Genomic DNA, 14,454 nt, shown 5'->3' with positions numbered 1-14,454 from the left:
GGTACACTAGAATGGCAACAGAACAATACTACGGAACAGGTCGTCGTAAAAGCTCAGTCGCACGTGTATTCTTGCGCGCAGGTTCTGGGAAAATGACTGTAAACGGTCGTGACATAAATGAGTATTTTGCTCGTGAAACTGATTTGATGGTTATCAATCAGCCTCTTGAGGCAACAGAAAACCTTGAGAAATTTGACGCTGTGATCACAGTGGTCGGTGGTGGAACGACCGGTCAAGCCGGTGCAGTTCGTCATGGTTTGTCTCGCGCATTGGTGGCTTACGAAGAAGGTAACCGTGCAGCGTTGCGTGCACGTGGTCTATTGACTCGTGATGCTCGTCAAGTTGAGCGTAAAAAAGTCGGTCTTCGCAAAGCGCGTCGTCGTCCTCAGTTCTCAAAACGTTAATATATTATTTATATACGTTGATGAATCGAAAACCCGCCCTAGTGCGGGTTTTTTTGTGTCTGTAAGTTTTTTCTTCATGGGCGGCTTCAAAGGTGGTGTTACAGCAGCTTGGTTAAAAAGTGCTAATGGCGTGGGATTTAAGGAATTTATTAGGTGCAATTATTCTGTATGTTGTAAAAAAACAACATGAATAAACTTTGTAGTTTTTTTGCAAAAAAAAGTTGCGGTGCCAAAAACAAAGGCCTATAGTTTCCTCCAAGCCCGCCGCTGAGTGGGCAGGTTTAACTCATTTAAGGAAGAAAACAATGAAAAAGAATATTGTTGCTCTAGCAATCGCTTCTGCTATCGCTGCTCCAGTAGCTATGGCTGACGCTCCGACTCTTTTCGGTCAAATTAACATGAACATCAACAACACAACTGATGCTGGTACTACGGTAAACTCTACCGCTTCACGTATCGGTGTTAAAGGCGCTGAAGATCTAGGTAACGGCCTTAAAGCGGTTTACCACCTAGAATGGGAAGTTGATGTTGCTGGTGGAACTGGTGCTGCAACTAGTACTACTACACTTAAAGATCGTAACGCTTTCTTGGGTCTAGCCGGTGGTTTCGGTACTGTATTGATGGGTCGTCACGATACTCCTTTCAAAATGTCTCAGCCTACTGACTTGTTCAACGACGGCGCAGCTGACCTTAGCCCATTCTCTGGTAAGCTTGGTCTTCTAGGTAAGGGTGGTGAAATCCGTGCCGCTAACGTTCTAGCTTACGTTTCTCCTTCTTTCGCTGGTATCACTTTCGTTGGTGCTGGTGTATCTCCAGAAGCAATCAACGGTAAGCCAGAATTGACTGACGCTTACTCTGTAGCGGCTATGTATGGTTCATCGAAAAAAGGTCTATTCCTATCTGCTGCATACGATAGTTTCAATAGCGATATTAATGGTGCGGTTCAAACTGCAAACGGTATCACTGTAACAAATAGTTCTTACACTGACGTTCGTGTAGCTGGTCAATATGCAGCTGGTGGTTTGATTGCTAACGTTATGTACCAATCTTTTGATGATGGTGATTCTGCCGATGCAGCTTCTGAAGGTTCTAACATTCAAGCTCAACTTGGTTACAAAATGGGCAAAATCATGCCTAAAATCAAGTACTCTTCTGTAGACTACAAAACTGGTAAAGACGGTTCTGCATGGGCTGCTGGTTTGAACTACTCTCTAGCTAAGAAAACCACTGCTTATGTTTACGTTTCTCAGCTTGACGAGAACATGAAAAACAACTCTCTTGGTAAAGACAAAACTTCTACCATCGTTGGTCTTCTTCACAAGTTCTAATTGCATGCTGACTTAGGTCAGTTGATTAAGAACTTTAAAAACCCCGCTATAATGCGGGGTTTTTTGTTTGCTAAATTAGATAAAACTAATGTTTTTGACATTCAATGAATGTAAAGCGAATATTTAAATAAGTATTTTTTCTTATTTATGTGTTCGGTTATGAAAAGCAGTCGCGGATTTTTATTGCTCTCTTTGGCTGCCGTGCTTTCAGTAGCGGCCTCTATTCTGATTTTTTCCTATTCTTCAAAATGGCTGTTTTCTTTACAGCAAGCCCAGTTTGAATTGCGTATGCAATCTTTACTAGATGCGAAGAAGCGCCTGCTTGCTTTTGCCGTTTTACAGCCAGAGCGTTATTTAACCGATACTTCAGGTGTTTTTCAAAGTGCTGACGAACAACCTTCACCAGGATATTTTCCTTGTGTCGATTTGGATGCGAACGGCTTGTTAACTGATTCGGAAACGCGTTGCGGTAAGATGTTTTCAGGAAGCGCAGATAGTGGTTTTGCGCCTGATCCAGATCGCATTTCTTGTAGTAGATCGCCCTGTGTTGGTTTTTTGCCCGGTAGGATTGTCAGTCGGCATTACTATTTTTCTGAGACTGCCCGGTTCTATTATTTCGTGGACGAACGCTTTGTCCATTCCAATCCTAATTACTCAAATCAGCAGCTCTATCGCTTTGCTCCCATAGCGCCGTCCGTAATGGATACTGCAAAAGGTGGACGAGAACCTGTATTAGTGATAAATGGCCGTTCAGGTTATGTTGCACTGTTGATTGACCCGGGTGTGGATGGGTTAAATGAGGAAAATCGCGATGGAGATAGTGTTTTTGTACAGGGCTCTCAATCGGAAAGCGCTTTGCAGGACTTGGTTGTCGGAATTCATTGGAGTGAGCTCGCTAAATGGCTCGAATCACGTCTATGCGCGGAAAAAGAGAAATATATTGCCGCAATGTCTTTGGAATCAGGTGATGGGCGGCATTGGTTTAGGGAATATGATCAGGTAGTCAATCCGCTCGGAGCGAATGGATTTGAGTGGAGTTGTCCGTGAGTCGCTGCGCAACGTATCAGGTTGGTTCGCTGTTGCTGGAAATGTTAATCATGATGCTATTTTTTTCGTGGATACTGGCAGACTACACTGATTTGCTCCGCTTTCAGAAATACCAGCAAAAAGATGTTGATCAGTTATTAGAAATTGGTAGGCGAAAGCAGAGCCTCTTGGACTTTTTACAGGTTAATGCTTTTTTGCCTTGCCCTGATGTCGATGGTGATGGTGTTGAGGATCGACTAATTTCTTCCGGTGTTTCAATCTGTCGTAATCGAGAGGGAATGCTGCCTTTTAAGACCCTGGGAATTCCTGCAGGGGATATGTGGCAGAGGCGTTATTACTATCGAGTTCATCAAAGATCCGAGTCAATGAATTATGTAAATGAAATCTGTCAGCCGGCAGCGGTTTTTGGAAGTCAGGGGGAGTCTGGATTGGAAAATGCTTGGTTTTGCCCGAGTAGCGGTTTTATGTATTGTACGGATTCTGGTGAACAATGTCGCGAAGTTTGTTTTGGTGCCGATCATCAGCGTATGGATTGCCTGAGTAATGTTGATTTGAGACCGGATTTAAATCAGCCGCCGTATTTTCATTTGTCGACGCCACCGATTGGAACGGTTCCGGTTGCCTATGCTTTGAAAATATGGGATACAGAAGGTAGCCTTCTAGAGAAATCGGCTATGGCGGTTGTCATGTCGTGGGGAGGGGCGGGAGCTTCTGTCAATCGGGATTCTTGCGCCGAGGAACTTGAGACAAATGTTAAAGAAAACTGCGATGGTGATAGAGAGTTTGTGCTGAATCCCTTTGTTGAAAAGCCGCAATATTTACGTTGGATCGACATGGATGAAGCCAAAATGACCTTGATATACTCGGGGCGGTTAAAGTAATGGAAGTCAGGAGATGCTGCGCAGGTTTTACTCTGATGGAGTTAATGGTTGTGGTGGTCATCCTTTCTTGGTTGGTCTGGCCTTTTCTGCAAGGTGTGCAGCGTGTGCAATTCGAGGCTAAAAGGGAATTAACCGAAACCAGGTTGTCCGGTGTTAAACAGGCATTATTGGATTTTGTTCGCGTGAATGCATTTCTTCCTTGTCCTGATGGGAATGGGGATGGGCGCGAGGATAGAGATGGGATGGATCAGTGTGAATTTACCCATGGTTCAGTGCCGTATCTGGATGTATTTTTGCCCCCTCTGCAGTTAAAGGATGCGTTTGGAGGCAATTTTATTTATGCGGTTGATCAGGGTGTGCAAAACCAAGTTTCACTGCATGATGCCGATAATGCGGCGTCCTATTTTGCACGTAATGCGGCTCCCCGTTTTAATTTGCAAACGCCGCCGAACGCTTTGCAATCAGCCGAGAATGGTTTTGTTATCTGTGAAGCGGCAGAGAGTGGTTGTAGTGATATTGAGGCTAAGTTGCATTCTGTCTCTGCAGTGCTTCTGGCGGTAAATCGTCGCGGCATTGGGAGTTCTATGGTGAATTGTTTGTCTCAATCGCTTTGGGAGGAGGAAAATTGCGATGGTGATCGTTATCTTGTTTTTGGGGTTTATTCCAAAGATTTGTTTGATGATCAGCTGATGGTTATTTCATCCTATGAGATTAAATCGGAATTGTCGGCTGTGTGGAGTATTCACTAAAAGCTCTCTTTATAGAAAACATAAAATAAGTAAATTTACTTAATTGGTATTGCTGTGCTAGGATCGACCTGTCTCTTGATTGAAAATTGGGTGTGGAGGTTGTGAGATGAAAATGGTCTTGGTTGTTCGTAATCGGCAGAGAGGTTTTACTTTAATAGAAATAGCGATTGTTCTGGTCATCGTCGGTTTGTTGATTGGCGGAGCCTTGAAAGGGCAGGAAATGTTGCAGAATGCGAAATTAAAAAGTCTTATTCAGGATCTGGATGGTGTGACGGCGGCGCATTATGCATATCAGGAACGTATGGGGGTCATGGCTGGTGATGTGACTAATGTTAACGGCATGATTGATGATGAAGCGGCATTTTGGATAGCGCAAAGAGAGCAGGGATTTTTAAAAGGAGACCCGGCGAGTGGGGCTTCACCGCTACATTCTTTGGGTGGCGTGCTTGAGGTTGGTTCGGGTACTGTTGCGGCCGGTCGCAATTGGGTGTGCGCATCTTTGATTGATTCGGGGCAGGCGGAGGGTTTGGATCGTCGCTATGATGACGGCAAAGGAAACAGTGGCTTTTTGGTTTGGGCTGGTGGTGGAGATAATCCCGCGGCAATGGCGGATTATCCTGACAACGATGTGGTTGGGTTCTTTTGCAAGCTGTTTTAATGTTTATCGGTCTTTAAATGTTTGTTGATTAGCTTAACGGGGTTGCGAGAATTAAGGTTTTGTTTTATTAAGGGTTTTTTAAACTATACTAGGGATTTGTGTTGCGCTGTGTTAGAATACGCGCCCTTGAAATTTGTATCCTTTCGCATGGCATAAAAGCCCGAAAGTAACAACAATATAACGAATCCTTTTAATAGATGAGCGGAAACTATGAGCGGAAATCTTGAATCGCACAACACTCCTTTTGCCGGCGGATTGTATTTGATTACTTACGGCTGTCAGATGAACGAGTATGATTCTGAGAAAATGGCCAGTTTGCTGGAAAAAACCTACGGCTTGGAGCTGGTGGATGAGCCTGAAAAAGCCGATGTAGTGTTGATGAACACCTGTTCGGTCCGTGAAAAAGCGCAGGAGAAAGTGTTTTCCGAGCTGGGGCGCTGGGAAAAATGGAAAAAGCAAAAATCTAATCGCATTATCGGTGTCGGCGGATGTGTTGCTTCTCAAGAAGGGGAAGTGATTCGTCAAAGAGCGCCAAGCGTGGACGTTATTTTCGGCCCTCAGACGTTGCATCGTTTGCCGGCAATGATCGATGAGGCGTTACGTTTGCGCGGTGACGATAGCATCAAGAAAAAGCGCGCCGTTATCGACATCTCCTTTCCTGAAATCGAGAAATTCGACAACCTGCCGGAACCGGAAGTAAATGGGGTTTCCGCTATGGTTTCCGTTATGGAAGGTTGTTCCAAGTATTGTACTTTCTGTGTTGTGCCTTACACGCGCGGTGAAGAAGTCAGTCGCCCGTTTGAAGATGTCATGCGTGAAATTCGTACCCTCGCTTCTCAAGGTGTGCGTGAAGTCAATCTGCTCGGACAGAATGTTAACGCTTATCGTGGTGTGATGGCAGATGGCGAGATTGCCGATCTGGCGGTTTTAATGCATGCAATTCGTACGATCGACGGTATTGATCGTATCCGTTTTACAACGTCGCATCCAAACGAAATGACGCAGAGTATTATTGATTGTTACGCAGAGATTCCGGAGTTAGTGTCGCATTTGCATTTACCGATCCAATCCGGTTCCGATCGTGTGTTGGCGTTGATGAAACGCAATCATATGGCGATCGAATATAAGTCGACAATCCGTAAGATCCGCAAATTGCGTCCAAACCTAAGTTTGTCCGGCGATTTTATCATCGGCTTCCCGGGGGAGACGTGTGACGATTTCAAAGAAACCTTAAAACTGGTTGAGGAATTGGAGTATGACCGCTCCTTTAGCTTTATCTATAGTCCTAGACCGGGTACCCCTGCGGCAAGCTTGCCGGATGAAGAGTCGATGGAAAAGAAGAAACGTCGCCTTTACGCTTTGCAAGAACTGCTTAATAAACAGACTCAGGCGATTAGCGAAGGTATGGTCGGTACCGTTCAGCGCGTATTGGTCGAGCGTTTGTCGCGAAATTCCTTTACCGAAGTAGCAGGCCGTACCGAAAATAATCGCGTGGTAAATTTTGAAGGTTCGCCGGAATTGATCGGCCAGTTTGTCGATGTGGAAATCCTCGAAGCCTTTGCCAATTCTTTGCGTGGTAAAGTGGTTGCAACGCCGGAAGCGGACAGACACGTTGCACCTCAGTTCTATGCACTGTAAACTAATTGTCAACCCTATCCGTTTGTGTCTGTGTATATTGAGACCTTGTCCTTGAGGTCTCTGATGATTACTGAAACCTGATTCCTTTTATTTTCCATAACCACCGAGGCGTTTTTTGTCGACACTTCATACCATCCAGTTTTATCTTTATCCCGAAGATAATGAACGTTTGCAGAATTTATCGGGATGGCGTAATGAGCATTTTGAGCAGGTTGAACTGCGATTAGGTGTCGAAATAAATGTTCGTGGGTTTCAGGTTTTCGTCACCGGGCTGGCGGATCGTTTGGTGAAAACCGAGCAGGTGATCCGGGATTTGTATGAGCTGACCGGAAAAGAAACGTTGATGCCGGACAAAATTCATCTGGTATTGCATGAACTCGGTTTCGACGAAGCTAAGACGATGGATTATCAGCAGCAGGTAATCAAGACCCGTCGCAAAACCATTCAGACTCGTAATCCGAATCAGGCCAGTTATGTTGAGGCGATTCAAACGCATGATGTGAATTTCGGCATCGGGCCGGCCGGTACGGGTAAAACTTATCTGGCGGTCGCTTGTGCGGTACAAGCGCTGCAAAATGAACAGGTACGACGTATTATTTTAACTCGCCCGGCTGTGGAGGCTGGTGAAAAGCTAGGCTTTCTGCCTGGCGATTTGAGTCAGAAGGTAGACCCTTACCTTCGCCCTTTGTTTGATGCTCTATTTGAGATGATGGGCTTTGAAACCGTTGAGCGCATGATTGAAAAAAACGTGATCGAAATTGCTCCTCTGGCGTTTATGCGCGGACGGACTTTAAACGAGGCGTTCATTATTTTGGATGAAGCTCAGAATACGACCGTCGAGCAGATGAAAATGTTTTTGACCCGAATCGGTTTCGGGTCGACAGCGGTTATTACCGGTGATATCACGCAATGCGACTTGCCAAAGCATCAGATGTCCGGTTTGCGGCATGTCATTGAAGTGTTGGAAGGTGTTGATGGAATCGGGTTCACTTTCTATCAGGCTCAGGATGTTGTTCGGCATGCATTGGTACAGAAAATCGTCCATGCTTATGATCGTTATGACCGCAAAAAGGCCGAAAAAAACAACTTCAACAAACCGGAAAAGTCGAACGAGTAATCAAAGGGGGATTTCATGCTTGATATCGATTTGCAATGGGCGATTGAACCGCAGGAAATTCCAACTTTGGAACAGTGCGAACATTGGGTTTCGACGTCCTTGGGCAGCGCACTTTATGATCGTTATACAGAGCTTACGATCCGAATTGTCGATGAAGAGGAAAGCCAGACACTAAATCGCGAATATCGTGATAAAGACAAGCCGACTAATGTACTGTCGTTTGAGTTCGAGCAGCCTCCGGGTTTGGTTGACTTGGGTGAAGAGTTACCTTATCTGGGTGATCTGGTGATCTGCGCCGAGGTAGTTCGCAAAGAGGCGGAAGAGCAAGGAAAAAGTCTCGAAGCGCATTGGGCGCATATGGTGGTACACGGTTGCTTGCATTTGCTCGGCTACGACCATATAGAAGACGATGATGCCGAGGAGATGGAATCCTTGGAAAGTGAAATTATGCACAACTTGGGGTACGGGGACCCCTATGCGCAGGACGAATATTAGCTTCTCGCATGAACCTCCGAGTTTTTTGACCAGTTAGAGGTAAATAACGGTAATGAGTGACAGTAGTAGCGGCTCTTCGTGGTTAGAGCGTCTTGGAAAGGTATTTTCAGATGAACCGGAGAGTCGGGAAGATCTTGTAGATGTATTGAAAGAAGCGCAGTCCCAGGGTGTGATAGATGATGATGCCCTCGTGATGATTGAGGGTGTTCTGGATGTTTCCGAATTGCGTGCCCGAGATATTATGATCCCGCGGCCGCAAATTGAACTGATCGATGCATCCGAACCGTTGGAAAAAATTCTGGAATCTATGCTGGAAAGTTCGCATTCGCGTTACCCTGTGATGGAAGAGAATAAAATTGTCGGTGTTTTGCTGGCAAAAGACGTTTTTCGTGCGGTGGTAAAGGGTGAGCTGAGCTCAAAAGAAGATCTGCAGGCAATTTACCGCGAACCGAAATTTGTGCCGGAGAGCAAGCGTTTGAATGTCTTGCTGAGAGATTTCAAAACTTCGCGAAACCATTTGGCTCTGGTGGTCGACGAATATGCCGAATTAGCTGGTTTGATTACGATTGAAGATGTCTTGGAACAGATCGTCGGTGACATTGAAGATGAGCACGATGAAGACGAGCTAAGCAATATTCAGAAACGTGCCGGTGAATCTTATGCTGTGCAGGCGATTACCCCGCTGGATGAATTTAGTGAATTTTTTGATGTCGAAATCGAGAATGAAAGCACGGAAACCATCGGTGGTTTTCTGGCGGTGCAGTTGGGGCACGTTCCTCGCGTTGAGGAAGAAGTCGAGTATGAAAACCTGTATATCAAAGTATTGAAAGCTTCCGACCGTCGAGTGGAATTGCTCGAAGTGCGTCCTTTGGATGGGGTTGAAGCTGGAGAGGGAATGCCGGTTGCCGGATAGTTTGTTCACTTTCCTGTCTGCATATTTTTATGATCCCGTTTCCGATATGTGAGCGGGATTTTAAAAAAAATCTGCATCTATAATATTCTCCGTCCCACCGTGTTATTGTCAGGCTTTGCTATAGGCTGATTTCAAATTTCCCCGCCAACTTCCTGTAAGCCGTTTTGCAATCTTTGTTTATATCTGTTAAAACATCGTGGCTCCGACTTGGGTCTGTTGAAAATTCATATCTGATTCTGTCGCTGCCTAATTGTGGATGTGGATTTTCAACCGGCTTTAGTCTTCAGGGCGCCGTAAAGATTAATTTAACTTTCAGAACTGGTTCGCTTGATGCGAAACGGTATGAATTGTGGCCTTTGATGACAAGTCGAAGGTAAAGTTGAGATACTGAATATGAGATTCTTTCGCGCCATAAAGGATTTGGCTGTTCCCGGTAAAATTCATCTTTTTGCCCTGTTGTTGGGTGGATTAGGTGTTTTGTCTTTCGCTCCTTTCTTTTTATCGCCTTTGATGCTGTTTTCTTTGCTGGGTCTGTTTTGGTTGTGGCTGAAAGCGGACGCGCCGAGGCAAGGTTTCAAAATCGGACTCTGGTTTGGTTTGGGGCTGTTCGGTTTTGGAGTTAGCTGGCTGTTTTCCAGTATTTATTTCTATTCCAGTGTTTGGCTGCCGCTGGCGGTTATTTTGACCTTCGGTTTTGTTTTTTATTTAGCCTTGTTTAGCGCTCTTGCAGGGTGGCTGGCGTGTCGGTTACGTACCGCTGATACTTACTGGAATTTGCTGCTGGTTTTTCCTCTGGTCTGGATGCTTGGTGAATTGCTGCGCGGTAGCGTCTTCGGCGGTTATCCGTTTTTGCTGGTCGGAGTCAGTCATTTACATACATGGGTTGACGGCTATGCACCCTTGCTTGGTGTCTGGGGAGTCAGTTTGGCTGTTGCCATGAGTGCGTCGGTGCTGTTGCTGTTGGTCAAGAAGCAGGCTTGGGTCACCAGCGCGTTGGTGATGGGGCTTGTCTGGTTTGGCGGCCTGGCGTTACAGCAGGTTCAATGGGTTAAGCCGCTTGGCAAGCCGATAGACATTGCACTGTTACAGGGGAATGTTCCGCAGGAGCGAAAATGGCTGGCGGAAGAGTTTATGCCGACCTTGAAAACCTATGTCGGTATGACCAGGTTGAACTTGGATGCCCAGGTGATTGTCTGGCCGGAAACGGCCATTCCCGCCTATTACAAGATTGTCGAAAAAGGCGCGCTCTTCAGTTTTATTAAGGATGCGCAGATACTGAATGCCGATGTTTTAATTGGGGTAATCGACAGTGCGCCGCAGTCGAATGATTATTACAACGCTTTAATTAATGTACATAAGCCGGAAGATCGCTACTACAAGCATCACCTGGTACCGTTTAGCGAGTATTTTCCTTTTAACGATGCTTTTAAATTTTTGAGTCATCTGTTTGATATTCCGTATGCCACTTTTACTGCCGGAAACGACGAACCGAAGCCAATGGAGTTGGGCGGGCAGAAAGCCGGTCTGAGTATCTGTTTTGAAATGGCGTTCGGAGAAGAGTTGGCCAGGCAATTGCCGGAGGCCAAATATCTGATTACCGTCAGTAATGATGCCTGGTTTGCCCACACTTTTGAGCCGGCCCAGCAGCTTCAGGATGTGCAGATGCGTGCTTTGGAGCTTGGAAGGGAAATTGCCCGCTCGACTAATACCGGTTATACGGCGATTGTGGATGTCAAAGGGCGTATTAAGCAGCAGATTCCCGCCTATCAAACGGGCTTTTTGCGTGGCATGATCCAACCGTATGACGGCATGACTTTCTACGCGCAATGGAAATGGTGGCCGATCATGACGATTCTGGGACTGATGCTTCTCGCTCTTCTATGGCGCAAGCGACTTGAGGCTAAACAAGAGTCTTAGATTGTCATAACTTCATGCTTTGACGATATACCGCAAATTGCCATTCAGAGGATTTGCGGTACTCTGTCTTGTTTTCGGGCTTAGTGGTTTGGGTGTGAAAAGGCTGGGTGCTTCTCGTCCATTGCCGCTGCCAAACGCATTCTTAATACCGTGATCTCGGTCGGATCGGCCAGACTTAGTGCCTTGTCGATCAAGATTTTTTCCAGGATCGGTAGGTCCATCTCCAGAAACTCGTCTATTCCTTGTTCCACTTCGGCCAGATATTCTGCGGTCTGCATCAGATCGGCGTGGACATCTTTTTGCACTTGCTCGAACTCACGCGCGGATAATTCCGCCAGATCGTGGTCCGCCTGTTCGGCTTTTTCAACCGCCTGACCAAGCAGTTGCCAGGTTTTCTGCTCGGCGGAGAAGAGCGTCTCTTTGGCATGATTCAATAAAGTTCGGTAGGCGTGAAGCATTTTATTTCGGTTCATGAGTGAAGTCTCCGTTTTTGATGTTTTGGCGCCGGGTTTATTCTCGGGAAATCCGATGGTTGAAATGCATGAATTTCACGGCGATAAAACAGGATTTTATTTTGTATAATATTGAACTTATTTATTTTTGATAACAAGTTTTTGCAATCGGACGACAAAATAATTCGACTAACGGAAAATCTTTCATCGTCTTAAAAGGAACCCTAAAGAAATTACCATGGCAGACATTCAGTATCAACCTCAGAAATTAGAAGCGGAAATTCAAAAAGTTTGGGATGAGAATCAAACCTTTGTCGTAAAGGAAGATTCCGATAAAGAAAAATTCTATTGTCTGTCGATGTTTCCTTACCCTAGCGGGAAGTTGCACATGGGGCACGTCCGTAATTACACCATTGGCGATGTAATCTCGCGTTTTCAACGTATGCAAGGCAAGAACGTTTTGCAGCCGATGGGGTGGGATGCCTTCGGTTTGCCGGCGGAGAATGCCGCTATGCAAAACCAGCGCGCTCCGGCGGAGTGGACCTACTCGAATATCGACTATATGCGTAATCAGCTGAAATCACTTGGCTTGGGTTACGATTGGAGTCGTGAGCTGGCAACCTGCCATCCGGAATATTACCGTTGGGAACAGTGGCTGTTTACCCGTCTGATGGAAAAAGGCTTGGTGTATCGTAAGATGTCGCAGGTGAACTGGGATCCGGTCGATCAATGCGTACTGGCGAACGAACAGGTCATCGACGGTAAAGGGTGGCGCTCAGGGGCGCCGGTCGAGAAAAAAGATATCGTGCAGTGGTTTGTAAAGATCACCGATTATGCCGAAGAGCTTTTGCAGGACATCGATCAGTTGGACGGTTGGCCGGAACAGGTCAAGACCATGCAGAAAAACTGGATCGGTAAATCCAACGGTTTGCAGATTTCGTTCCCGATCGAAGGTCGCCCGAATCAAACGCTGGATGTTTATACCACCCGTCCGGATACTTTGATGGGCGTAAGCTACGTTGCGGTTGCCGCCGATCATCCGATTGCGCATAAGGCATCGATTCACAACGAAGCGCTGGCAAGTTTCATCGAAGAGTGTTCGCACACCTCGACTTCCGAAGCCGATATCGAAACTATGGAGAAGAAAGGGGTCGATACCGGTGTCCGTGTGCGCCATCCTATTACCGACGAAATCGTCCCGGTGTGGGCGGCCAATTTTGTATTGATGGGTTACGGTACAGGTGCTGTGATGGCGGTTCCGGCACATGATCAGCGTGATTTCGAGTTTGCTAAAAAATACGCTTTGCCGATTAATGCGGTGATTTTGCCGGAAGGCGAAGCGTCGGTGGATGTTTCCGAAGCGGCCTTTACCGAGAAAGGCGTGTTGTTTCATTCCGGCGAGTTCGATGGTTTGAAATCCGCAGAGGCGCTGGAAGCTATGGCGAAGGTGCTGAGTGAAAAGGGGCTCGGTGAGAAGCAGACCAACTACCGCCTGCGCGATTGGGGTGTGTCCCGTCAACGTTATTGGGGCTGTCCGATTCCGGCGATTTATTGCCCGGCGTGCGGTGTGATGCCGGTTCCGGAAGACCAGCTGCCGGTACGCCTGCCGGAAGATCTGGTGCCGGATGGTGCCGGTTCGCCGTTGGCAAAACTGGAAGAGTTTAAAAACTGCGAATGTCCGCAGTGCGGCGGTCGCGCCAAGCGTGAAACCGATACCTTCGATACCTTCTTCGAGTCGTCGTGGTACTACGCGCGCTATACTTCGAAAGATTGCACGACAGGTATGTTGGACGAGCGTGCCGATCACTGGTTGCCGGTCGATCAATATATCGGCGGGATTGAACACGCAATTCTGCATCTGTTGTATGCGCGTTTTTTCCACAAATTGATGCGTGACGAAGGCCTGGTCAAGAGTGATGAACCCTTCAAGAATTTGCTGACGCAGGGGATGGTGTTGGCGAGCAGCTGGTTTACTCAGGACGAGTCCGGTAAGCAGGATTGGTATTCACCGCTGGATGTTGAGCCGATCACCGACGAAAAAGGCACGATTATCGGCGGTAAGTTGAAGTCTGACGGCACTGAAGTGCAGTACGGCGGCATCATTAAAATGTCGAAATCGAAAAACAACGGTATCGACCCGCAGACATTGATCGATCAGTACGGTGCCGATACCTTGCGCCTGTATATTATGTTTGCCGCACCGCCGGAGCAGACTTTGGAATGGTCGGACAAAGGGGTGGAAGGTTGTTCGCGTTTTGTAAACCGTGTCTGGCGTCAGGTACACAGCCACCTTGAAAGCGGTGCGGTTGTAGCCGGTACCGGTTCGGAAGGTTTGAGCAAGGATGCTAAAGCGCTGCGTCTGAAGTTGCATGAGACTTTGCAGAAAGTCGGTGACGATATGGGGCGCCGCCAGACCTTCAATACCGCGATTGCCGCTTGTATGGAATTGATGAACGACATCAGCAAGTTCTGTGTAGCGGGGGATGCGGATCGTGCTCTGATGCAGGAAGCGTTAGAAGTGTTGGTGTTGATGCTTTCGCCGATGACGCCGCACATGGCGCAGAGTCTGTGGGAGTCTTTAGGTAAAGAAGGCCTGGTGGTTGATGTTCCCTGGCCGGCAGTCGATGAATCGGCACTGGTTAAGTCAGAGATCGAATTGATGGTTCAGGTTAACGGTAAATTGCGCGGCAAGATTGAAGTCGCTGCCGATGCCGATAAAGATTCGATTTTAAATAGTGCCAAGGAAAACGAAGCTGTGCAGAAGTTTTTGGAAGGGCAGCAGATCGTCAAGGAAATTCTGGTTCCGGGGCGCTTGGTGAACTTGGTTGTTAAACCGAGCGCTTAAGGTAAAGTGG

The 14,454-nt window shown here is 46.9% G+C and carries 13 protein-coding genes; 12 read left to right on the top strand and 1 reads right to left on the bottom strand.

From position 1 onward, the window contains the following. The first annotated feature begins 11 nt into the window (after positions 1–11). The 11 genes from rpsI (at position 12) to lnt (ending at position 11,147) form a co-directional block, all read left to right on the top strand. Positions 12–404: a 30S ribosomal protein S9 gene (gene rpsI / locus H8792_RS09725; protein ID WP_185978764.1), complete on the top strand. Its 393-nt coding sequence runs from the start codon at positions 12–14 to the stop codon at positions 402–404. A 305-nt stretch (positions 405–709) separates the two neighbouring features. Next, entirely contained in the window at positions 710–1,732 is a 1,023-nt protein-coding gene (locus H8792_RS09720) for a porin (RefSeq protein WP_185978763.1), read from the top strand. Positions 1,733–1,891: 159 nt separating this feature from the next. Continuing rightward, a complete protein-coding gene (locus H8792_RS09715) occupies positions 1,892–2,779 on the top strand; it encodes a hypothetical protein (protein WP_185978762.1) in 888 nt (295 codons plus the stop codon). Next, on the top strand, positions 2,776–3,660 hold the full coding sequence (locus H8792_RS09710; protein WP_185978761.1) for a hypothetical protein: 885 nt from the start codon (positions 2,776–2,778) through the stop codon (positions 3,658–3,660). Before H8792_RS09715 ends, H8792_RS09710 begins: the two co-directional genes overlap by 4 nt. Beyond that, on the top strand, positions 3,660–4,409 hold the full coding sequence (locus H8792_RS09705) for a type II secretion system protein (RefSeq protein ID WP_267463333.1): 750 nt from the start codon (positions 3,660–3,662) through the stop codon (positions 4,407–4,409). Before H8792_RS09710 ends, H8792_RS09705 begins: the two co-directional genes overlap by 1 nt. A 106-nt stretch (positions 4,410–4,515) precedes the next feature. Continuing rightward, positions 4,516–5,067 (top strand): type II secretion system protein, encoded by a 552-nt coding sequence (locus H8792_RS09700; RefSeq protein WP_185978759.1) that lies wholly within the window; start codon positions 4,516–4,518, stop codon positions 5,065–5,067. A 210-nt stretch (positions 5,068–5,277) separates the two neighbouring features. Beyond that, complete coding sequence (gene miaB / locus H8792_RS09695; RefSeq protein WP_185978758.1) at positions 5,278–6,705, top strand: tRNA (N6-isopentenyl adenosine(37)-C2)-methylthiotransferase MiaB; 1,428 nt, start codon at positions 5,278–5,280, stop codon at positions 6,703–6,705. A gap of 115 nt (positions 6,706–6,820) precedes the next feature. After that, on the top strand, positions 6,821–7,822 hold the full coding sequence (locus H8792_RS09690) for a PhoH family protein (protein ID WP_185978757.1): 1,002 nt from the start codon (positions 6,821–6,823) through the stop codon (positions 7,820–7,822). 15 nt (positions 7,823–7,837) lie between these two features. Next, complete coding sequence (ybeY, locus tag H8792_RS09685) at positions 7,838–8,317, top strand: rRNA maturation RNase YbeY (RefSeq protein ID WP_185978756.1); 480 nt, start codon at positions 7,838–7,840, stop codon at positions 8,315–8,317. A 52-nt stretch (positions 8,318–8,369) separates the two neighbouring features. Further along, entirely contained in the window at positions 8,370–9,230 is an 861-nt protein-coding gene (locus H8792_RS09680) for an HlyC/CorC family transporter (protein WP_185978755.1), read from the top strand. Positions 9,231–9,623: 393 nt separating this feature from the next. Further along, positions 9,624–11,147: an apolipoprotein N-acyltransferase gene (lnt, locus tag H8792_RS09675; RefSeq protein WP_185978754.1), complete on the top strand. Its 1,524-nt coding sequence runs from the start codon at positions 9,624–9,626 to the stop codon at positions 11,145–11,147. A gap of 80 nt (positions 11,148–11,227) precedes the next feature. Here the strand turns inward: lnt and H8792_RS09670 are convergent, their stop codons facing one another. Next, entirely contained in the window at positions 11,228–11,620 is a 393-nt protein-coding gene (locus H8792_RS09670) for a zinc ribbon-containing protein (protein ID WP_185978753.1), read from the bottom strand. A gap of 217 nt (positions 11,621–11,837) precedes the next feature. Here H8792_RS09670 and leuS point away from each other — a divergent pair, with 217 nt between their 5' ends. Beyond that, complete coding sequence (leuS, locus tag H8792_RS09665) at positions 11,838–14,444, top strand: leucine--tRNA ligase (RefSeq protein WP_185978752.1); 2,607 nt, start codon at positions 11,838–11,840, stop codon at positions 14,442–14,444. The last annotated feature ends 10 nt before the right edge of the window (positions 14,445–14,454 follow it).

Origin of the sequence: Thiomicrorhabdus heinhorstiae, assembly GCF_013391765.2 — a bacterium.
Lineage (GTDB): Bacteria > Pseudomonadota > Gammaproteobacteria > Thiomicrospirales > Thiomicrospiraceae > Thiomicrorhabdus > Thiomicrorhabdus heinhorstiae.
This window is presented reverse-complemented; position numbering and strand designations above follow the sequence as displayed.